We start from the raw sequence: 20,314 nt of genomic DNA on the forward strand, positions 1-20,314 counted from the left end.
ACGATGTCACCCGGCGACCATGCCGGCGGGCCCTTGTCCGTCGAACAATAAAACCTACGCCGAAGCTCGTTCCCGTTCTGCCGAACCCTAGGAGTGATTGATGGTTAACAACACAAAAATGTCGATGGCCGCTCTGGCAGTGGTTGTAGGCGCCGGGCCGTCCACGGTGTTTGCAGAAGAAAAACCCGAAGGGTTTATCGAAGGCAGCAGCCTGACGGTGCTCAACCGTAACCTCTATTTCAACCGTGACCACCGCAACGGTCAGTCCAGTCCCACGGGCAATGGTTATTCCGAAGCCTGGGCCCACGGCATCATCGGCAAGTTCGAATCCGGTTTCACCCAGGGCACCGTCGGGGTCGGGGTGGATGCGTTTGCGATGATCGGCCTGAAACTCGACACCGGCGACGGTCGCAACGGTGGCCGCAGTTCGTTCGATGTGTTGCCGGTCAACAGCGACGGCGAAGCGCGGGACGAGTACACCAAGGTCGGTGGCGCCGCCAAAGTGCGCGCTTTCGATACGGTGGTGAAAGTCGGTGATGTGTTCCCGGCCAACCCGGTGGTCGCGGCAGGCGATTCGCGATTGCTGCCGGAAAGCTTTCGCGGTGTGACGGCGACCAACACCAGCATCGAAGGTCTATCGATCCAGGGTGGTCGGCTGCATGCGATGAGCCAACCGGTGTCCAGCGACCTGCGTGAAAACTTCGCAACCTTCTATGCCGGCCCGGTCAATTCGCCGTGGATCGCTTACGGCGGCGGCGATTACGCGCTGAACAAAAACCTCAGTTTCAGCCTGTACTCCAGTCGCCTGAAAGATGCCTGGAACCAGTACTACGCCGGCACCGCCTGGACGTATCCGCTGTCGGATGACCTGTCGCTGTTCGGCGGCCTGAACTACTACAAGGCGATCGACGAAGGCAAACAATTGCTCGGCGAGTTCGACAACAACATCTGGAGCGGCCGCGTCGGGGTGAAACTCGGCGCGCACTCGGTCGCCATTTCCCACCAGCGCAACAACGGCAATGACGACTTCGATTACCTGCGTCAGTCCGACTCGATCTTCCTCGACAACTCGATCCAGTACAGCGACTTCAACTCGCCGAAAGAACGTTCGTGGATGATGCGCTACGACCTCGACATGACCACCTATGGCGTACCGGGCCTGTCGTTCATGACCCGTTACGCACGCGGCACCGACGCCGATTACTCCAACGCCAACGCCGTGTACATGCGCCGCGATGCCGAGGGCAATCCGCTGACCGACCAGAAGCGCTGGGAACGTGATATCGAAGTCAAATACGTGGTGCAGAGCGGTTCGATGAAAGACCTGTCGCTGCGTCTGCGCCAGGCCACTACCCGCGCCACCGCATTCGAGTCAGACCTTGATGAAGTGCGGGTGATCGTCGAATACCCGCTGGCGATTCTCTGAGTTTCACGAGCAATGCCCATTCACCTTTAGAAGCTCCTTGCTCCTTTGGTAAGAGGTGAATCTTTGGCGTCCTTCGGGACGCCTTTTTTATGCCCGAAAAAAAGCCCGACTCACTGAACATGAACCGGGCGTTTCAGCCGGGATTAGCGTCAGCCACCCTGCTGGCGACAATTCCCCATCACGTTGTAAGTGACCGTATTGAGCTGCCCCTTGGAGTCCTCGTAAGTCATCGCAGCCGGCACAACAGCGCATTCATTCTTTGGCCGGACAACGCTCACCACCTTCTTCACATCCAGCTTCATCCCGTACTCATATTCCTTGACCACCGGCGCCGCTTTGCCCTGACTGGCCGCGTACTGCTCCATGGCTTTGGTGTTGGCACTGAGCGCCCGGTCGAACGTTCTGTCGCCACCGCCTTCGGCCAACGCATTCAAGGAGATCGCCATGACAGCGGTAAACGCCAACAGCTTTAGAGTTTTCATATTCGCTTCCTTCAAATCACGACTCATAAAAAAGCCCACCATCGATGTGCGATGACGGGCTCATTCACTGGCAGCACGCTTACAGGTCTTGGGTCTTGTCGTCCTTCTTGTCGTTCACGACGACCGGATCACGGGCCTTTTCCTTCGCAGCAAAAATCTCCATCGAGCGGTCATTGGCGGCCATCATTCGGTCGAAAGTGCGGTCGCCGCCACCTTCGGCCAACACCAGGGAAGACATCATCAGAGCCACGGCAAACGCGCCAATCTGTGCAAGTTTCATCGTTGATTCCTCATTCAAGTCACTGACGGGATCAAGGTAACAATCCGAACCTTTCGTGACGGTGGCGCCGAAATTACATATCCGTTATGTGCCACCGTCCTATTGGATCAATACAAAAACTGTGGGAGCGAGCTTGCTCGCGAAGAGGCCGTGTCAGTCGACTAATGAATTGAATGACAGACCGCTTTCGTCGGATCGCCGCCCGGAGCAAGCTCGCTCCCACAGGTAGATCATCTATTCAGTTGACCAGTGACCTCGTCCCGACGATGTGCCAGCTGATACAGCGCCGGCAGGATCAGCAACGTGAGAATGGTCGATGACAGGATCCCGCCAATCACCACCGTCGCCAGCGGTCGCTGCACCTCGGCCCCGGTGCCGGTCGCAAGAGCCATCGGAATGAAGCCCAGGGACGCCACCAGCGCCGTCATCAACACCGGGCGCAATCGCGTCAGCGCGCCTTCGTGAATCGCTTCGGACAGCGAGCGCCCTTCCTCCCGCAAGTTGCGGATAAACGCGATCATCACCAACCCGTTGAGCACCGCCACACCGGACAGCGCGATAAACCCGACACCCGCCGAGATCGACAGCGGAATATCGCGCAGCCACAACGCCATGACCCCGCCGGTCAGCGCAAACGGAATCCCGGTGAACACCAGCAAGCCGTCCTTGAGGTTGTTGAACATCATGAACAGCAATCCGAACACCAGCAGCAACGCCACCGGCACCACGATCTGCAAACGCTTGGCCGCCGATTGCAGTTGCTCGAACTGCCCGCCCCAGGTGGTCCAGTAACCTGCCGGCACCTGCACGTCGCGTTCGATCACCTCGCCCGCCTCGGCGACAAAAGAACCGATGTCACGCCCACGCACGTTGGCGCTGACGATCACCAGGCGCTTGCCGTTTTCGCGGCTGACCTGATTCGGCCCCAGCACCAGATCGAGGCTGGCAACGTCCTTCAGCGCAATGAAGCCGATCTGACTGGAGGCATCACCACCCGCCGCCGGCACCGGAATCAACAATGCCGACAACCCGTCGATGTCCTTGCGCATGGCGTCGGACAAGCGCACCACCATGTCGAATCGACGGTCACCTTCATACAGCGTCCCGGCCTTCTGCCCGCCGACGGCCACCGCAATGGTGTCCTGCACATCGCCAACGTTGAGCCCGTAACGCGCCGCCTTGTCGCGATCAATGTTGATGGTCAGCACCGGCAGACCGGTGGTTTGCTCGACCTTGACCTCGGACGCACCGTCGACCTTCTGCATCGCGGCGGCAATCTGCGCCGCCGTGGCGTTGAGCACGTCCATGTCATCACCGAACACCTTGACCGCCACGTCGCTGCGCACGCCGGAGATCAGTTCGTTGAAGCGCAACTGGATCGGCTGCGACAGTTCATAGTTGCTGCCCGGCAGCGTTGCCGCGGCCTGTTGCAGTTCGGCCATCAGGGTTTCGCGGGACTTGCCCGGGTCCGGCCATTGCTCCTTCGGTTTGAGCATCACGTAGCTGTCGGAGATGTTCGGCGGCATCGGGTCAGAGGCGATTTCCGCAGTGCCGGTGCGGGCGAAAACGCGTTCAACCTCGGGCACTTTGGCCAGGATCAACGTTTCCAGTCGCTGCTGCATGTCCACCGACTGCGTCAGGCTGGTGCCCGGCACGCGCAACGCCTGCAAGGCAAAATCGCCTTCGCTGAGACTCGGCACAAACTCGCTGCCCATGCGGCTGGTGACCACACCGCTGAGCACAATCACACCCAACGCCGCGCCGACCGCCATCGTCCGATGGGACATGACCCAGTTCAGCGCCGGTGCATAAACGCGACGGGCGCCGCGCATCACCACGCCCTCTTCTTCCTTGACCTTGCCGGTCACGAACAGCGCAATTGCCGCCGGCACAAAGGTCACCGACAAGAGCATGGCGCCAAGCAACGCGATGACCACTGTGAACGCCATCGGGTGGAACATTTTCCCTTCGACGCCGCTCAGGGCGAAGATCGGCAGGTACACGACCATGATGATCAACTGGCCGAAAATCAGCGGGCGCCGCGCCTCTTTCGCCGCCGCAAACACTTCATGGAAACGCTCGGATCGCGTCAGCAATCGCCCGTGATGCTGCTGCGCATGGGCCAGCCGTCGCAGGGTGTTTTCGACGATCACCACCGCGCCGTCGACGATGATGCCGAAGTCCAGCGCGCCGAGGCTCATCAGGTTGGCGCTGACCTTGTTGCTGAACATCCCGGTGAAGGTGAACAGCATCGACAGAGGAATCACCATCGCCGTGATCAGCGCGGCGCGGATATTGCCGAGGAACAGAAACAGAATCGCGATGACCAGAATCGCGCCTTCGACGAGATTCTTCTTCACCGTGGCAATGGCCTTGTCGACCAGATGCGTGCGGTCGTACACCGGCACCGCGATCACGCCGGCGGGCAAGGATTTGTTGATCTGTTCGAGTTTCACGGCGACGGCCTGAGAGACCGTGCGACTGTTTTCGCCGATCAGCATGAACACGGTGCCGAGCACTACTTCACGGCCATTTTCCGTGGCGGCGCCGCTGCGCAGTTCACGGCCGATGTCCACGGTGGCGACGTTCTTGATCCGGATCGGCGTGCCGTCGACGTTGGCCATGACGATGTTGGCGATGTCCTCGGTGCTCGCTACCTGGCCCGGCGCGCGAATCAGCAACTGCTCGCCGCTGCGCTCGATGTACCCGGCGCCGACGTTGGCGTTGTTGCGCTCCAGCGCCGTCACCAGATCGGTGAGGGTCAGCTTGTAGGCCGCGAGTTTTTTCGGATCGGGCGCGATCTGGTACTCCTTGGCAAAACCGCCGATGGTGTTGATCTCCGCCACCCCGGGGACGTTGCGCAGTTGCGGCTTGATGATCCAGTCCTGAATCACCCGCAAGTCGGTCGGCGTGTAGGGCGTGCCGTCCCCTTTCAGCGCGCCTTCCTTGGTCTCGACCGTCCATAAAAAGATCTCGCCGAGCCCGGTGGAAATCGGCCCCATCACCGCTTCCACGCCTTCGGGCAATTGCTCCTTGGCCGACTGCAACCGCTCGTTGACCAATTGCCGGGCAAAGAACAGATCGGTGCCGTCCTTGAAGATCACCGTGACCTGCGACAAGCCCGAGCGCGACAGCGAGCGCGTCTGCTCCAGAGCCGGCAGGCCGGCCATCGCGGTTTCAATCGGGAAAGTGATGCGCTGCTCGGTTTCCAGCGGCGAGAACCCAGCCGCGCCGGTGTTGATCTGAACCTGGACGTTGGTGATGTCGGGCACAGCGTCGATCGGCAGTTTCTGGTAACTGGCGATGCCGAGGCCGGCCATTAGCAGAACGGCGAGCAGCACGATGATGCGCTGCTCGATGGCAAACTGGATCAGGCGTTCGAACATGGGAGTCTTCCGCGATTAATGACTGTGCTCGGCCGAGGCTTTGCCCAGCTCCGATTTGAGGACGAAGCTGCCGGCGCTGGCGACTTGCACGCCCGGTTCCAGTCCGGCGGTGACTTCCACCCGACCCGCCGCGCGACTGCCCAGCTCCACCGCTTGGGCCTTGAAGCCGTCGTCGGTGCGCACGAATACCGTGGGTTTGTCCTCAACGGTCTGGATTGCGGTTTCCGGTACGGCGACTTTGGCCTGACGGCTGTCGGTGGCGACCAGCGCGGTGACGAACAGGCCGGGACGCCATGAGCCTTGCGGGTTTTCCAGGGTGACGCGCACGGTCGCGGTACGGGTCTGTTCGCCGAGCAGGCTGCCGACGTAAGCCACGGTGCCGCTGACTTCGGCGTTCAATTCCGCCGCGCTGACGGTGACGGATTTGCCCACCTGCACCTTGTTCAGGTCTTTCGGTGACACGCCGAACGTGACCCACACCCGCGACAAATCCGAGAGCGTGAACGCCGCCGTGGTTTCATCGACCACCTCCCCCGGCGTCAGGTGTTTTTCCACCACCACACCGTCAAAAGGCGCCCGCAGTTCATAGCGATTGCCGCCAGTGGCGACCACACTGCCACTGAGCACGCTGATCTTTTGCCGGGCATTGCTTACGGCGATTTCGGCTTCTTCCAGGGCCTGACGTGCTTGGAGGAAATCCTGCTCGGCGGAAATCTTGTCCTGCCACAGTTTCTTCTCGCGCTCGAACGTCGTGCGGGCCAAAGCCAGACGACGTTGCGCGGCTGCCTGTTCACTGCGCTGATCGGAAATCTGCTGACTGGCGATCACGGCCAGCAACTGCCCCTTCTTCACTGACTGCCCAAGATTGACCGACACCGACTCGACCACGCCCGGCACACGCGGTACGACGTGTGCGGTACGGTCCTCGTCGAAACGTACTTCGCCGGGAAACGACAGACCGAGGCTGAAGTTCTGCGCCTGGGCGGCGGCCAGTTGAATCCCCGCCGCCGCGATCTGCTCGGCCGTCAATTCGATGTGCCCTTCTTCGGCGTGCTCGCCGTCAGCAGCGGCGCCTTCTTCGGCGTGATCGGCGTGTTCCGCCGCTTCATCGGCATGCGCATCGATCGACGCATTGCCGCTCCACATCGAGCCGATGCCAATGCCCAGCGCCAACGTCGCCGCAGCGACCACGATCAGTTTTTTGTCCATGGAAACTCCTCTGCGCCAAGCCATCGCGCAGTGATCAGAAAGTTGAAATTCAAGGGTTGGCGCTGAGGTCGCCGAAGATGCGTTCGATGCGGACCCGGGCGTCGGTCGCCTCGCTCACCGCCTGGATGTATTGGCTGCGAGCGGCGATCAATGTGCGCTGGGCGTCGAGCACGTCGAGGAAGCCGAACTTGCCCATTTCGAAACCGCGAGTGGCGCTGTCCACGGCACTTTGCGCGGCGGGCAGGATGGTCCGGTCGAACGCCTGGATTTCGCCGTTGGCGGTCTGCCATTGCGCCAGCGTGGTCTGGATTTCCGTGCGCAAGCGCAGTTCGGTGGCGTTGCGCAGGTCCCGCGCCTGATCGGTACGCCGAGCCGCCGCCAGCACGTTGCCCTGATTGCGGTTGAACAGCGGAATCGGCATCGACAGCCCCACCACGTTGACCCGCTCGCGCTCGGTTTCGCTGTACTGGCTGCCGATGCTGACGGTGAGATCGGGAATCCGCTGGGACTTTTCCAGCCCCAGCGACGCCTCGCGCTGCTCGATCTGCAACCTGGCCAGCCGCAGCTCCGCTGTTTCGTTCAGGCGCTCAAGCAAACGGGTGGGCGGCGGTACGCTGGGCAGGCTTTGAGTCGCGCTCTGCACCGTAGTCGACGTCGGCAACGGGGCGCCCATGACCTGCGCCAATTGCTGGTACGCATTGGCCTGATCGCGCTCGGCGCGGCTCAATTCCAGGCGCACTTCCGAGAGCTGCACTTGCGCCCGCGTGCCTTCCACCGGCGACGACTTGCCTGCCTCGATTCGTCCCTGCGCCACATGCAAACCGTGCTCGGCAAGCTGCAGCGACTGCCGGGCCAGTTGCAAACGTTGCTGCGCGGTCTGCGCACCGTTGAACGCTTGAAGCACGTCGGCGCGCAATGCGTTGCGCTTGCGCTCCAGCTCGATGCCGGCGGCGTCCTGCGCACGGCTCGCCACATCAATCCGCGCGCCACGCTTGCCGCCCAGCTCGATCGGCTGGCTGAGCATCACCGTGGTGGTGCGCGATTCGCGCCGGGTGTCTTCGGCCTCCCACGACACTTCGGGATTCGGGATCAGGCCAGCCTGCTTGCGGTCACCTTCGGCAATGCCGATTTCCCACTGCGCGGCGGCCAGATCAGGGTTGCCAGCGAAGGCCGTTTGCAGCGCCTGATCCAGGGTCAGGGTCGATGCACTGGCAAGGCTGGTACAGGCCAGCAACAAGAGGCCGCTGGCGGTTTTTTTCAGGCGTGATCGCGCCGTCAGTTCAATTAAACCGGGCAATGGAAGGCTTCCTTCAATCAAGAATCGTTGATGGCGCCACGGTAGGGTTTTGAACTTATCGACAAGGTGACGTGAACATTACAAATCCGTTATCCACGGTTTATCGAAGTTGTTTTGCTCTAGGATTCGAAGTTCGAATGAGTTTGTTGCAATAGATAGAAACAAATGCGCGTTAGTTATCCGCCGAACAGCACTTGCCGAAATGGAAGTCATGGAAAACCCACTATTTCGCTGCGACAGGCTGTCGCGGATGGCCGATTTAAAGGCCTCAGGCGTTGACTCTGTAGCCACTACAGCCTTTACCGTGCACGCCATCCAGTTCCAAAGTCCGTCAGGAAGCCCCTGTAAAAACTGCAACTTCCCGACTCACTTACTTAAATACCCATTCATTAAAAGTGGTGAAACATCATGCGAATCCTTGTCGTCGAGGACGAGCTTAAAGCTGCCGAATACTTGCATCAGGGCCTGACCGAAAGTGGTTATATCGTTGACCACGCCGTTAACGGCGCTGACGGTTTGCACCTGGCGCAACAACAGGTTTATGACCTGATCATTCTCGATGTGAACCTGCCGGAACTCGACGGCTGGAGCGTGCTGGAACAACTGCGTCGCACCCACTCCACCCGGGTGATGATGCTCACCGCACGCGGGCGGCTGGCGGACAAGATCCGGGGTCTGGATCTGGGTGCCGATGATTATCTGGTCAAGCCGTTCGAGTTTCCGGAACTGCTGGCGCGGGTACGCACGTTGATGCGTCGCAGCGAGAACATTCCGGTGCCGCAGGTGCTCAAGGTCGCCGATCTGGAACTTGATCCGGGCCGTCACCGGGCCTTTCGCGGCACCCAGCGCATCGACCTGACCACCAAGGAATTCGCCCTGCTGCACCTGCTGATGCGCCAGTCCGGCGAAGTGCTGACCCGCACCCAGATCATCTCGCTGGTGTGGGACATGAATTTCGACTGCGACACCAACGTGGTCGAGGTCTCGATCCGCCGCTTGCGAGCGAAGATCGACGATCCGTTCGACAGCAAACTGATCCACACCCTGCGCGGTGTCGGCTATGTGCTGGAGGCGCGGGAATGAAGCCGGCCAGCCTGTCGCTGCGTCTGGGTCTGACGGTCAGTATTCTCGGCGCATTGTTGGTGGTGTTTCTGGCGATCCTCGCGTATTTCGCCCTGACCCATGAGCTGAACGCGCTATCGCGCGACAGCCTGGAAAAAAAGATGGAACAGGTCGAGCACAGCCTGACGTTGTACGCCGACACCGGTGAGATCAGTGCCAAGCCGCACATTCTGCTCGATCAGGTCATGGGGCATGACAACCTGACGCTGACCATTTATGACCTGAACAACCTGCGCACCCCGCTGCTCAAATCCGGGTCGGGCCTGACCGATCCACGGGTTGAACTGAAAGCGGTACGGGCGACCACCGATCAGTTGACCCACACCGACAGCGCCGATGCTGAAGGCGTGAAGTTTCTCACCGTCTCCAAGCTGATTCGCCTCAAGGACGGCAGCAGCGTACCAGTGCTGCTGTCGATGGATAACGCCCACGATCAGGCTCTGCTCAGCGCTTATTTGCGCTCGACGTTGATGGCTTTGCCGTTGCTGCTGGTGTTCATCGGCCTGACCGCATGGGGGGCCGTGCAGCGAGGGCTGGCACCGTTGCGCGAATTCCGCAAAGTAGCGGCGCGAGTGACGACGCAGGATCTCGATCATCGCCTGTCGGTGCTGAACATGCCCCAGGAACTCAGCGAGCTGGCGCAGGGCATCAACGTCATGCTCGATCGCCTGGACAGCGGCGTGCAGCAGTTGTCGCAGTTCTCCGATGACTTGGCCCACGAGCTGCGCACGCCGATCAACAACCTGATGGGCAAGGCCCAGGTGACGCTGTCGCGGGAGCGCTCGGTCGAGGAATACACCAACGTTCTGGTGTCCTGCACCGAAGAGCTGGAGCGGGTCGCGCGGATTGTCTCGGACATGCTGTTCCTGGCCCAGGCCAGCCAGCCTGCGGCGCACGCTTCGTTCGAGCCGATTGCGCTGGAGGAAGAGGCGTCCAAGGTGGCGGATCTGTTTTCCCTGACGGCACAGGACAAACAGATCGACCTGAAAGTCATCGGCAGCGCTCAGGTGTCGGGCGACCGGCTGATGATTCAGCGAGCGATTTCCAATCTGCTGTCCAATGCCCTGCGCCACTGCCCGTCCGGCAAGACCGTTTCGCTGTTCATCGAACAGGCGCCGAACGAGGTGTCGCTGCGGGTGAGCAATCCCGGCACAGGCATCGAAGCGCAGCACCTGCCGTATCTGTTCGACCGTTTTTACCGGGTCGACAGCAGTCGCACCCGTTCACAGGGCAGTACCGGTCTGGGACTGGCCATCGTGCATTCGATCATGACCTTGCATCAGGGCTCCGCGCAGGTTCAAAGCCGTCCGGGGGCGATGACGGTGTTCAGTCTGGTGTTTCCCGCGTTGCACCGGGAACGGCACTAAACCTTCAAGCCGATTTGTGCGGTGTTTTCTGAAACCTCATAGGAAAAATCACCGCACAAGTGCTGCATCCATCCCCGTAGATTCTTCAGTACGAATTTGCGTCGTCCCCGCGCTGAAACGTCTGACAACGACAACAGACAGAACGCCTCAGACCGCTGATTCCTTTCGCGTGGTTCGCCCGTTGCCACGCAGTGCTGCCCCCCAGAAACACGTCCGCCCGGCGTCAATTCACGTTTTATCAGTACGTGTTTCGACACCGCTGAAACCCGCGGCTGGAAACGTCTGGACATTTTTGACCCCGCCCTCACCGCCCTTTTAGATTCGGCTCGTGCTTGCAACAGCACTCCCAAACAACAACCAAGGAGCAACATCATGGGCTACATGGGCAGCTTGAACGCAAACCCTATCGATGAACTGGAAGAGCAGGAAGCACCCTCGCCAGAGCAGATCGAAGCGCTGCAACTGACCGAGGAAGAACAGGCGGAACTCAACGCCGAGTGACAGAACCCGCGGGGGCCTTGCGCCCTCGCGGGCTTTCCAGGAAGGGAATCATGGACAAGACAACGTTGGCCGAGCGTGAGCTCACCGCCGATCAGGCAGAACGGCGTATTCACACCGAACTTTCACGCCTGGGCCTCACACCGCACACCCGCACCCTCGGCAGCAAAGTGGTTGCCGTTCAGGCGAGTCTTCATGGCGACGACAACCGTCATGCCCGTGGCTCCGGCAAGGGCTATGCGGATCAGGCGCACCTGGGCGCGCTTTATGAAGCGCTCGAGCACTACTGGACGGATGAACTCTGTACCTACGATGTTCACCACGAGACGGAACGCTATTTCAAAGACACGCCGGTGTTTGCCGATGACTCGCTCCTGCACAGGCTCACCTGCCAGCAAAACGTGCGCATCACCTGCCGGACCTATGTCTGTCCGCCGTGGCATGACCGGTTTTCCTATCCGTTGGCGCTGACCTCGCCGAACGGCTCACGTTTGCCCTCATCACCGGGCATGGCGGACTACCGCGCCGTGCAGCGCTACGCCAGCAACAACGGCACCGCGATTGGCGCCACTTACAACGAAGCGATGCTGCACGCCGCCAACGAATGCATCGAGCGCGACGCCGTATCGTTGTTTCTGCTCGATCATTTTTATTACCAGAACCATCCACCACTGCGACGGGTGGCGCGCCTCGCTGAAAGCGACGAACTCGGTCGTCTATGGGCCGATGCCGAGCAGGAAATCGACGGCGAAATCGTGCTGGTGGATATCAGCACCGAGTTCATGACCCGGACCTTTCTGGCGTTCACGACGAAGCCGGGGCCTCATCCACAGGTATTCGGTAGTGGCAGCTCCCTCGAACCGCGCCATGCGGCGTGGCGGGCGCTCACTGAACTGGTGCAGTTGCAACTGAGTGCCGCCGAACCCGAATACCGACAGACGCTGAACAATGCGCTGCGCAACCTGCAGCCTTTCCCGCGCCTGCTGCGCTGTGCGCAGTTCAATCCGCAGACGCTGCTGCATCGCTGCGTTCAACACGAGGTGAGACTGGCGGGTTCCGCCAAAGACCTGTCGGTGGAAAATCAACTGCACCTGCTGACTCAAGACCTGCGGATTCATGGACGTACGCTGGGTGCAGCGGTCCTGCAGCGAACCGAGCTCGGCACCACCCTGCTCAACGTGGTGATTCCCGGCCTGGAGCGCTTCTTCGTGGTCTCCAGCGGCAACGTCGTCATCCCGCAAGCGCGGGGCCGTACGCTGGAGAGGCCAGCCCCATGAACCGACTTGATCGCACCCGGGAGCTGACATTGGCCCGATCCATGCGCCTTTACCTCAACGAGAACGGCGCTGTTGGCCACTACCTCGAACCGCGAGGCAGCGGACTGCATCAGGTTTTTTTGCTGCGGGTGAACGATGAGCTCTGGGTCGGCCGCAAGCTCCTGCAGCGTGACCGGCATTTCCGGTGGCAGGCCGGCAGTGCGCTCAAACCCGACATGTTGTTTGGCCCGCACCTCCACTCATTGTGGGGTGATGACGGGTTGTCGATCGGCTATCGGACGGTCTCCCCCGCAGACAAAGCGCAGTTCTTCGAGCACGCCTTGCATCAGGCTGACAGCGAGATCCTGTTTCCCTTTCCACTGCTGGATGAGACCGGTCGGGAGGCGGTCTGCCCAGCAGACTTCTGGCAATGCAACGAATCACTGGCCGAACAGCTGAACACCGACGAGCACCACTTGCGCGAATACTGCGCCGGGCTGCTCCAGGCCATCACTGAAAAAGGCGCACTGATTTACGACCCGGCCTGTTCGACCGGCGCGTTCATCGCCCACCTCGCCCGCGCCCTCCCCGACTGTCTGTGCCTGGGCAGTGACCGTTCGGCCTCGATGATCGAACACGCCAGGCGCTGGCACAGCGGGATCTCCGTCGAATTCGACGTGCTGGAGGCGAGTGAAGCTTTCGATGCCGGGATTCGCTGCGATGTCTTGATCCTGCGGTTCCTCAACGCCGAAGTCTTGACCCGCCGGGAAGCCCAGACCGCATTCGAGTCGCTGATCCGCTGCGTCAATCTCGGTGGCACGATCCTCGTCTTCGGTCACACCCCGGTGCTGATTCCGGTGACCTGGCTTGCCTCCCTCCACCACCTGAAACTTGAATCCAGCGTCGCGGCGCGACCGGGGCAGGTCGAGCTGTTCCAGTTCTATCGTCTGACGGTTCCGACGCCATGAGCTTTTCCCTGCACAGCCGAGGTTATTACCCGACCGGCGACGGCCATCAACTCTATTGGGAACGCCATGGTGTTCCGGGACACGAACCGGTGTTTTTCCTCCATGGCGGCCCCGGCGGGCGTATCAGCCGCCACCATTTGCAGTTCTTCGAACCGGATAGGTTCGACATCATCCTGTTTGACCAACGGGGCTGCGGACGCTCGACGCCCTACGGCGAACTTCGGGATAACACTACCGGGCTGTGTGTCGAAGACATCGATGCCCTGCGCCAGCATTTCGGCTTCGAAAAAATCAGCGTGCTGGGCGTGTCATGGGGTAGCTGGCTGGCGATTCAGTACCAGCAGCGTTACCCGCAGCACCTGCTGAAAACCACGCTGGTCTCGGTATTCGTGCCGTTTGCCGACAATGTCCGGGCCTACGATCAGGCGCTCAATGACGGGCTGGCGCAATCGCCTCAAACGTCGTCAGGCCATCGCGCGAAGGACATCTACCGGATCCTCGGCGAAGGCTGTCCATCGCAGCAACACCGCGCCGCCATCGAATGGTTGAACGCTGTTCTACGTCGCACAGGGCAGACGATCTGCCCCGACACTCTGGAGCGTTTCGTCGATCAGGAAGCGGTGCTCGCGATCCGTCTGGAACTGCATTACCACCTGCAGAACTACTGCTTCACACCAAAGGATGAAGACCTGACCCTTGACGACAACACCCTGCTGATCCAGGGCATCCGCGATACCCATGGCATGGCCAGCGTGCGCTGGCTCAGGCAACGCATGAACATCCACTGCCGGCTGCTGCACGCCGGGCACAACGCCTTTGAAAACGCTCTCCTAAAAGCAGTGCGCCGGGCGGTGAAACGTGAAATCGAGGGCTAAAAAAAACGGCACCCGAAGGTGCCGTTCCGTCCCGCAAAAGCGCTTACTTGCGTGCCGCCTCCCACGACTTGAGCAGTTCGTTGTAGCTCACGGTTTCGCCTTTCGGCTTCTCGTTGGCCAGTTTCGGTTTTGGTGCGCCCGGCTGGTCGAACCAGTATTGCGCGTCGCGCTCGGGGTTCATTTTCGGTGCGCACACCGCTTGGGCCTTGGAGCGTTCCAGACGGGTCATGATCGCGTCCTGATCCTTGGCCAGACCGTCGAGGGCCTGTTGCGGGGTCTTCTCGCCGCTGGCGGCTTCGGCGATGTGGCTCCACCACAGTTGCGCCAGGCGTGGATAGTCCGGCACGTTGGTGCCGGTCGGCGTCCATTGCACGCGGGCCGGGCTGCGGTAGAACTCGACCAGACCACCGAGTTTCGGTGCCAGATCGGTCATCGCTTGCGAGTTGATGTCCGACTCGCGAATCGGCGTCAGACCGACGATGGTTTTCTTCAGCGACACGGTTTTCGAGGTCACGAACTGCGCGTACAGCCAGGCCGCGAGTTTCTGTTTCTCAGGCGTGGACTTCATGAAGGTCCACGAGCCCACGTCCTGATAACCGAGCTTCATCCCCTCTTCCCAGTATGGCCCGCGCGGCGACGGCGCCATGCGCCATTTCGGCGTGCCGTCGGCGTTGACCACCGGCAGGCCCGGTTTGGTCATGTCGGCGGTGAAGGCGGTGTACCAGAAGATCTGCTGGGCGATGTTGCCCTGGGACGGCACCGGGCCCGACTCGGAGAAGGTCATGCCCGCCGCTTCCGGTGGCGCGTACTTCTTCAGCCAGTCGACGTATTTGGTGGTGGCGAACACCGCCGCCGGGCCGTTGGTGTCGCCGCCGCGGGTCACGCTGGAACCGACCGGGTGGCAATCCTCGACGCGAATCCCCCACTCGTCCACCGGCAAGCCGTTGGGAATGCCCTTGTCGCCGCCACCGGCCATGGAGAACCAGGCATCGGTGAAGCGCCAGCCCAGCGACGGGTCTTTCTTGCCGTAGTCCATGTGCCCGTAAATGCGCTTGCCGTCGATTTCCTTGACGTCTTCGCTGAAGAATTTGGCGATGTCTTCATAGGCCGACCAGTTCACCGGCACGCCCAGTTCATAGCCGTACTTTTCCTTGAACTTGGCTTTCAGGTCGGCGCGTTCGAACCAGTCGGCGCGAAACCAGTACAGGTTGGCGAACTGCTGGTCGGGCAATTGATAGATCTTGCCGTCCGGCGCGGTGGTGAAGGAGATGCCGATGAAGTCCTTGATGTCGAGGGTCGGCGAAGTGAAGTTCTTGCCTTCGTTGGCCATCAGGTCGGTGATCGATTCGGTCTTGCCGTAGCGAAAGTGCGTACCGATCAGGTCCGAGTCGTTGACCCAGCCGTCGTAGATGTTCTTGTCCGACTGCATCACGGTCTGCATTTTTTCCACGACGTCGCCTTCCTGCAGCAGGTCGTGGGTCAGCTTGATGCCGGTGATTTCGCTGAAGGCCTTGGCCAGCACCTTGGATTCATATTCGTGGGTGGTCAGGGTTTCCGAGACGACCTTGATGTCCATCCCGCGAAACGGTTCGGCCGCCTTGATGAACCACTTCAGTTCTTCGAGTTGCTGCTCGGCCGTCAGGGTCGACGGCTTGAATTCGCTGCCGATCCATTTTTTTGCGGCATCTTCGTAGGCGTCGGCCCAGGCGGACGCGCTCAAACCGCTGAGTGCCAGCATGGCTGCCAATGAAATGCTATGTCGCAGCTTATTTTTCTTATCGAACATAGAGACCTCCTGTTAGGTTTTCGGAGCAAGATTGCCGAGCGATTCGACTAGCCCCAACGCATCACAGCCAACAGCCACACCAGGGACAACGCGGACGCTACCCAGATGCTCCAGTCGGTCACGCCGATTACCAGCAGATGCAGGTAGGCGCTGCCGAGAAGACCGATGAACAAGCGATCGCCACGGGTGGTGGCAATCGGCAGAAACCCTCGCCGCAAGATGCTCGGCGAGCGCAATTCCCAGGTGGTCATGCCCACCAGGATCAACCCGATCACGATGAAAAACGCCGCCGTCGGGACGGTCCAGCTCATCCATTCCATCATCAGTTCCTCAGACCCGGCCCAGGGCAAAGCCCTTGGCCACGTGGTTGCGAACGAACCAGATCACCAGCATGCCGGGGAGAATAGTCAACACCCCCGCCGCCGCCAGTACACCCCAGTCAATGCCGGACGCCGACACCGTGCGCGTCATCACCGCCGCGATCGGTTTGGCGTTCACCGAGGTCAGCGTGCGCGCCAGCAGCAGTTCGACCCAGGAAAACATGAAGCAGAAAAACGCCGTCACACCGATGCCGGAGCCGATCAGCGGAATGAAGATCTTCACGAAGAACTTGGGAAAGCTGTAGCCGTCGATGTAGGCGGTTTCGTCGATTTCTTTCGGCACCCCGGACATGAAACCTTCGAGGATCCACACCGCCAGCGGCACGTTGAACAGGCAGTGCGCCAGCGCCACGGCGATGTGGGTGTCGAACAGGCCGATCGACGAGTACAACTGGAAGAACGGCAGCAGGAATACCGCCGGCGGCGCCATGCGGTTGGTCAGCAGCCAGAAGAACAGATGCTTGTCGCCGAGAAAGCGGTAGCGGGAAAACGCGTAGGCCGCCGGCAGTGCCACGGTCAGAGAAATGATCGTGTTCAGACTGACGTAGTACAGCGAGTTGATATAGCCGGTGTACCAGCTCGGGTCGGTGAAAATCACCTTGTAGTTCGCCAGCGTGAAATCCTGTGGGAAAAGGGTCAGTCCGCCGAGGATTTCGGTATTGCTCTTGAACGACATGTTCAGCAGCCAGTAGATCGGCACCAGCAGGAACAGGATGTAGAGCAGCAGTGGAATCAGCTTTCTTTTGCTCATGGCCGGGCCTCAGCGGTTGGCATCGTTGTGGGTCATGGCGGTATAGAACAGCCAGGACACCAGCAGGATGATCAGGAAGTACACCAGCGAGAATGCCGCCGCCGGCCCCAGGTCGAATTGGCCTACGGCCATCTGGGTCAGGGTCTGACTCAGGAAGGTCGTCGAGTTACCCGGTCCGCCACCGGTGAGTACGAACGGCTCGGTATAGATCATGAAGCTGTCCATGAAGCGCAGCATCACCGCGATCAGCAGCACGCTCTTCAACTTGGGCAGCTGAATGTGCCGGAACACGGCCCAGGCCGAGGCCCGGTCGATGCGCGCGGCCTGGTAATACACATCGGGAATCGCCCGCAGCCCGGAGAAACACAACAGTGCCACCAGTGAAGTCCAGTGCCAGACGTCCATCACCAGCACGGTGACCCAGGCGTCCATGGTGTTGGCCGCATAGTTGTAGCTGATGCCCATGGCATTGAGGCTCGAACCCAGCAGGCCGATGTCGGCGCGGCCGAAAATCTGCCAGATGGTGCCGACCACGTTCCACGGAATCAGCAGCGGGATCGCCAGCACGATCAGCACCACCGATGACCAGCGGCCCTTGGTCGGCATGGTCAGCGCAATGGCGATGCCGAGCGGGATTTCGATCAGCAGCACACACGCCGAGTAGATGAACTGGCGCAGCAACGAGTCGTGCAGACGCGGATCGAGCAGCACCTGCTTGTACCAGTCGGCGCCGACGAAGTAGCGGCTGGACTGGTCGAAGATGTCCTGCACCGAATAGTTGACCACGGTCATCATCGGGATCACCGCACTGAACGCCACCAGCAGGAACACCGGCAACACCAGCCACCAGGCTTTGTTGTTCTGCACCTTGTTCATGGCTGTACCTCGCTGTCGGTGGCATCCAGCAGAAATTCGTCGGCATAGACCATCAGCCACTGCGCCGGAAAACTGATGTATGCCGTGCCCTGCGGCACCGGTTTGTCCTCGGCCAGACGCACTTTCAGCGGCGCGCCGTCCAGGTCCAGGGTCATGATCTTGTAGGTGCCGAGGTCTTCGACGTGTACGACCCGTGCCTGCATCGCGTCATCAAACGGTTCGTCCCACACATGAATGAATTCGGGGCGGATGCCGACCTTCAGATTTTTCCACTGGCCGTGTTCGATATGGCGCTGCAAGCCGTCGGACAGCGGCAGGTGGGTCGAGTTGAAACCGACCCCACCCGGTTGCGGCTGCACTTCGATCAGGTTCATGCCGGGACTGCCGATGAAGTAGCCGACAAAGGTGTGGCTCGGCCGCTCGAACAATTCCCGTGGGGTGCCGAACTGGACGATCTGGCCGCCGTACATCACCGCGATCTTGTCGGCAAACGTCGAAGCCTCCAGCTGATCGTGGGTGACGTAGACCATGGTGATGTTGAACTGCTCGTGGATCTGCTTGAGCTTGCGCCGCAGTTTCCATTTGAGGTGCGGGTCGATCACCGTCAGCGGCTCGTCGAACAGGATCGCCGACACGTCATCACGCACCAGGCCGCGGCCCATGGAGACTTTCTGTTTTTCGTCGGCGGTGAGGTTGCGCGCCTTTTTGCTCAGCAGGTTTTGCAGGTCGAGGACTTCGGCGATTTCCTGCACCTTGCTGTGTACTTTCGCCTCGGCCAGGCCCTGATTGCGCAAGGGAAAGGCCAGGTTGTCGAACACGGTCATGGTGTCGTACACCACCGGGAACTGGAAAACCTGCGCGATGTTGCGCTTTTCCGGCGTCAGATCGTTGACCGCTTTGCCGTCGAACAGCACATGACCCTGGGACGGGCTGAGCAGACCGGAAATGATGTTGAGCAACGTCGACTTGCCGCAACCCGACGGACCGAGCAAGGCATAGGCGCCGCCCTGCTCCCAGATGTGGTCCATCTCGCGGATCGCGTAATCCTCGGGCCCGCTCGGGGTTTTGCTGTAGCTGTGGGCGAGGTGCTGCAAACGGATTTCGGCCATCAGGCAACCCTCGCGACACGCCGGCCCGGTGCCTGCACCAGACGGCCCTGCGCATCGAACACAAACAGTTTATGGGTCGGGATATAGATGCGGATCGGCGCATCGACGTCGTATTCGTGAACCCCCGGCAAATGCAGCACCAGCAGGAAATGCTCGTTGCGCACGTGCAGGAAGGTTTCCGAACCGCTGATTTCCGCCACCTCGACGGTCACCGCCAGTTCCAGGTCGTCGTCGTTGCTCGGCACCAGCGAGATGTGGCTCGGGCGCACGCCAAAGCGGAACTCGCCCTCGCCCACCGGCCGCAGGTCGACGTTCAACGGAAAGTGCACGAAGTTGGCGAAACTCACTTCGTTACCGGCGATACGCCCCGGCATCAGGTTGATCGGTGGCTCGGAGAACAATTCGGCGGCCAGCACCGTTTGCGGCTGGTGATAGACCCCGGTCGACGGCCCGCTCTGGATCACCCGGCCTTCATGAAGAATGGTGGTGGTGCCGCCCAGCGCCAGCGCTTCGTTGGGTTCGGTGGTGGCGTAGATGGCGATGGTGTGGCGCGCCTTGAACAGCTCGCGCATTTCCTGGCGCAGCTCTTCGCGCAGTTTGTAGTCGAGGTTGACCAGCGGCTCGTCGAACAGAATCAGTTCGGCATCCTTGACCAGCGCCCGCGCCATGGCCGTGCGCTGTTGCTGGCCACCGGAGAGTTCCAGCGGATAGCGCTGCAGAAACTTCTCGATGCGCAGCATCTTCGCGGTTTCCTGCACCTTGCTCTGGATCTGCTCGTTGGAGATCCCGGCCTGGCGCAGCGGCGAGGCGATGTTCTCGAACACCGTCATGGTCGGGTAATTGATGAATTGCTGATAGACCATCGACACGTTGCGCAAGCGCACCGGGCGCTGGGTGACGTCGACGCCGTTCATCAGGATGCGGCCGCTGTCGGGCTTGTCCAGACCGGCCATCAGACGCATCAGACTGGTCTTGCCGGACAGCGTGCGCCCGAGCAAAACGTTGAAGGATCCAGGTTCGAATTTCAGGCTCGCATCGTCGATCCAGGTCTGGCCCTCGACGGTACGGCTGACGTGCTCCAGGGTGAGTGACATGGCTCGGCCTTTTTATTATTGGAGTCAAGCGACCTGTGCTGTAGAGCGACATTCGTGCCAGAAACGGCAAGCTGTTGATTTACCGCAAAATTCGCTGGAGGCCACGCGAACCGGGGTTCGTAGCTGAACACAAGTGAACAGTCGCGACTGAA

18 protein-coding genes are annotated in these 20,314 nt (G+C 60.7%); 7 read left to right on the top strand and 11 right to left on the bottom strand.

Features of this window, described 5'->3' with window-relative positions:
* Positions 1-100 precede the first annotated feature (100 nt).
* Entirely contained in the window at positions 101-1,426 is a 1,326-nt protein-coding gene (locus ABTV87_RS18400; protein ID WP_433898080.1) for an OprD family porin, read from the top strand.
* Between the two features lie 149 nt (positions 1,427-1,575).
* Here ABTV87_RS18400 and ABTV87_RS18405 read toward each other — a convergent pair whose 3' ends face one another.
* The 5 genes from ABTV87_RS18405 to ABTV87_RS18425 all read right to left on the bottom strand — a co-directional run bounded on the left by ABTV87_RS18405 (position 1,576) and on the right by ABTV87_RS18425 (position 8,080).
* Positions 1,576-1,908, bottom strand: coding sequence for a DUF2790 domain-containing protein (locus ABTV87_RS18405; RefSeq protein WP_115078475.1), 333 nt, complete (start codon positions 1,906-1,908; stop codon positions 1,576-1,578).
* 79 nt (positions 1,909-1,987) lie between these two features.
* Entirely contained in the window at positions 1,988-2,188 is a 201-nt protein-coding gene (locus tag ABTV87_RS18410; protein ID WP_201820100.1) for a co-regulatory protein PtrA N-terminal domain-containing protein, read from the bottom strand.
* A gap of 230 nt (positions 2,189-2,418) precedes the next feature.
* On the bottom strand, positions 2,419-5,574 hold the full coding sequence (locus ABTV87_RS18415; RefSeq protein ID WP_433898081.1) for a CusA/CzcA family heavy metal efflux RND transporter: 3,156 nt from the start codon (positions 5,572-5,574) through the stop codon (positions 2,419-2,421).
* Positions 5,575-5,589: 15 nt separating this feature from the next.
* Positions 5,590-6,783 (bottom strand): efflux RND transporter periplasmic adaptor subunit, encoded by a 1,194-nt coding sequence (locus ABTV87_RS18420; RefSeq protein ID WP_433898082.1) that lies wholly within the window; start codon positions 6,781-6,783, stop codon positions 5,590-5,592.
* Positions 6,784-6,832: 49 nt separating this feature from the next.
* A complete protein-coding gene (locus ABTV87_RS18425; RefSeq protein ID WP_433898083.1) occupies positions 6,833-8,080 on the bottom strand; it encodes a TolC family protein in 1,248 nt (415 codons plus the stop codon).
* Between the two features lie 408 nt (positions 8,081-8,488).
* Here ABTV87_RS18425 and ABTV87_RS18430 point away from each other — a divergent pair, with 408 nt between their 5' ends.
* The 6 genes from ABTV87_RS18430 (at position 8,489) to ABTV87_RS18455 (ending at position 14,166) form a co-directional block, all read left to right on the top strand.
* Positions 8,489-9,163 (top strand): heavy metal response regulator transcription factor, encoded by a 675-nt coding sequence (locus ABTV87_RS18430; RefSeq protein WP_007951475.1) that lies wholly within the window; start codon positions 8,489-8,491, stop codon positions 9,161-9,163.
* The gene (locus ABTV87_RS18435; protein ID WP_085608370.1) at positions 9,160-10,569 is read left to right on the top strand and encodes a heavy metal sensor histidine kinase; all 1,410 of its coding nucleotides are present in this window, start codon (positions 9,160-9,162) and stop codon (positions 10,567-10,569) included. The genes ABTV87_RS18430 and ABTV87_RS18435 overlap by 4 nt, the downstream gene beginning before the upstream one ends.
* Positions 10,570-10,941: 372 nt before the next feature.
* Positions 10,942-11,070 carry a hypothetical protein gene (locus tag ABTV87_RS18440; RefSeq protein ID WP_007951477.1) on the top strand — a complete coding sequence of 43 codons (129 nt, stop codon included), beginning with the start codon at positions 10,942-10,944 and terminating at the stop codon, positions 11,068-11,070.
* A 50-nt stretch (positions 11,071-11,120) separates the two neighbouring features.
* A complete protein-coding gene (locus ABTV87_RS18445; protein WP_433898084.1) occupies positions 11,121-12,344 on the top strand; it encodes a YcaO-like family protein in 1,224 nt (407 codons plus the stop codon).
* The gene (locus ABTV87_RS18450; RefSeq protein ID WP_433898085.1) at positions 12,341-13,291 is read left to right on the top strand and encodes a class I SAM-dependent methyltransferase; all 951 of its coding nucleotides are present in this window, start codon (positions 12,341-12,343) and stop codon (positions 13,289-13,291) included. The genes ABTV87_RS18445 and ABTV87_RS18450 overlap by 4 nt, the downstream gene beginning before the upstream one ends.
* Positions 13,288-14,166, top strand: a complete 879-nt coding sequence (locus ABTV87_RS18455) for an alpha/beta fold hydrolase (protein ID WP_433898086.1) — start codon at positions 13,288-13,290, stop codon at positions 14,164-14,166. Before ABTV87_RS18450 ends, ABTV87_RS18455 begins: the two co-directional genes overlap by 4 nt.
* 43 nt (positions 14,167-14,209) lie before the next feature.
* Here the strand turns inward: ABTV87_RS18455 and ABTV87_RS18460 are convergent, their stop codons facing one another.
* From ABTV87_RS18460 to ABTV87_RS18485, 6 genes are read right to left on the bottom strand one after another with little or no spacing between them, the layout of a single operon-like run.
* Complete coding sequence (locus tag ABTV87_RS18460; RefSeq protein WP_007951484.1) at positions 14,210-15,952, bottom strand: ABC transporter substrate-binding protein; 1,743 nt, start codon at positions 15,950-15,952, stop codon at positions 14,210-14,212.
* A 47-nt stretch (positions 15,953-15,999) separates the two neighbouring features.
* The gene (locus ABTV87_RS18465; RefSeq protein WP_039767461.1) at positions 16,000-16,272 is read right to left on the bottom strand and encodes a DUF2160 domain-containing protein; all 273 of its coding nucleotides are present in this window, start codon (positions 16,270-16,272) and stop codon (positions 16,000-16,002) included.
* 10 nt (positions 16,273-16,282) lie between these two features.
* Complete coding sequence (locus ABTV87_RS18470) at positions 16,283-17,083, bottom strand: carbohydrate ABC transporter permease (protein WP_007951486.1); 801 nt, start codon at positions 17,081-17,083, stop codon at positions 16,283-16,285.
* Between the two features lie 9 nt (positions 17,084-17,092).
* On the bottom strand, positions 17,093-17,959 hold the full coding sequence (locus ABTV87_RS18475) for a carbohydrate ABC transporter permease (protein WP_007951487.1): 867 nt from the start codon (positions 17,957-17,959) through the stop codon (positions 17,093-17,095).
* A complete protein-coding gene (locus tag ABTV87_RS18480) occupies positions 17,956-19,068 on the bottom strand; it encodes an ABC transporter ATP-binding protein (protein ID WP_007951488.1) in 1,113 nt (370 codons plus the stop codon). Before ABTV87_RS18480 ends, ABTV87_RS18475 begins: the two co-directional genes overlap by 4 nt.
* Positions 19,068-20,162 (bottom strand): ABC transporter ATP-binding protein, encoded by a 1,095-nt coding sequence (locus tag ABTV87_RS18485; protein ID WP_433898087.1) that lies wholly within the window; start codon positions 20,160-20,162, stop codon positions 19,068-19,070. The genes ABTV87_RS18480 and ABTV87_RS18485 overlap by 1 nt, the downstream gene beginning before the upstream one ends.
* Positions 20,163-20,314: the final 152 nt, after the last annotated feature.

It is taken from the genome of Pseudomonas sp. PSE1(2024) (assembly GCF_050990555.1).
Lineage (GTDB): Bacteria > Pseudomonadota > Gammaproteobacteria > Pseudomonadales > Pseudomonadaceae > Aquipseudomonas > Aquipseudomonas aphyarum.

What these genes read in the sequence shown, in the direction of transcription:
- ABTV87_RS18485 (WP_433898087.1), bottom strand. Translation starts at nt 20,162, where the DNA reads ATGTCACTCACCCTGGAGCACGTCAGCCGTACCGTCGAGGGCCAGACC.
- ABTV87_RS18440 (WP_007951477.1), top strand. Translation starts at nt 10,942, where the DNA reads ATGGGCTACATGGGCAGCTTGAACGCAAACCCTATCGATGAACTGGAA.
- ABTV87_RS18405 (WP_115078475.1), bottom strand. Translation starts at nt 1,908, where the DNA reads ATGAAAACTCTAAAGCTGTTGGCGTTTACCGCTGTCATGGCGATCTCC.
- ABTV87_RS18430 (WP_007951475.1), top strand. Translation starts at nt 8,489, where the DNA reads ATGCGAATCCTTGTCGTCGAGGACGAGCTTAAAGCTGCCGAATACTTG.
- ABTV87_RS18470 (WP_007951486.1), bottom strand. Translation starts at nt 17,083, where the DNA reads ATGAGCAAAAGAAAGCTGATTCCACTGCTGCTCTACATCCTGTTCCTG.
- ABTV87_RS18400 (WP_433898080.1), top strand. Translation starts at nt 101, where the DNA reads ATGGTTAACAACACAAAAATGTCGATGGCCGCTCTGGCAGTGGTTGTA.
- ABTV87_RS18455 (WP_433898086.1), top strand. Translation starts at nt 13,288, where the DNA reads ATGAGCTTTTCCCTGCACAGCCGAGGTTATTACCCGACCGGCGACGGC.
- ABTV87_RS18460 (WP_007951484.1), bottom strand. Translation starts at nt 15,952, where the DNA reads ATGTTCGATAAGAAAAATAAGCTGCGACATAGCATTTCATTGGCAGCC.
- ABTV87_RS18480 (WP_007951488.1), bottom strand. Translation starts at nt 19,068, where the DNA reads ATGGCCGAAATCCGTTTGCAGCACCTCGCCCACAGCTACAGCAAAACC.
- ABTV87_RS18435 (WP_085608370.1), top strand. Translation starts at nt 9,160, where the DNA reads ATGAAGCCGGCCAGCCTGTCGCTGCGTCTGGGTCTGACGGTCAGTATT.
- ABTV87_RS18465 (WP_039767461.1), bottom strand. Translation starts at nt 16,272, where the DNA reads ATGGAATGGATGAGCTGGACCGTCCCGACGGCGGCGTTTTTCATCGTG.
- ABTV87_RS18415 (WP_433898081.1), bottom strand. Translation starts at nt 5,574, where the DNA reads ATGTTCGAACGCCTGATCCAGTTTGCCATCGAGCAGCGCATCATCGTG.
- ABTV87_RS18450 (WP_433898085.1), top strand. Translation starts at nt 12,341, where the DNA reads ATGAACCGACTTGATCGCACCCGGGAGCTGACATTGGCCCGATCCATG.
- ABTV87_RS18420 (WP_433898082.1), bottom strand. Translation starts at nt 6,783, where the DNA reads ATGGACAAAAAACTGATCGTGGTCGCTGCGGCGACGTTGGCGCTGGGC.
- ABTV87_RS18410 (WP_201820100.1), bottom strand. Translation starts at nt 2,188, where the DNA reads ATGAAACTTGCACAGATTGGCGCGTTTGCCGTGGCTCTGATGATGTCT.
- ABTV87_RS18475 (WP_007951487.1), bottom strand. Translation starts at nt 17,959, where the DNA reads ATGAACAAGGTGCAGAACAACAAAGCCTGGTGGCTGGTGTTGCCGGTG.
- ABTV87_RS18445 (WP_433898084.1), top strand. Translation starts at nt 11,121, where the DNA reads ATGGACAAGACAACGTTGGCCGAGCGTGAGCTCACCGCCGATCAGGCA.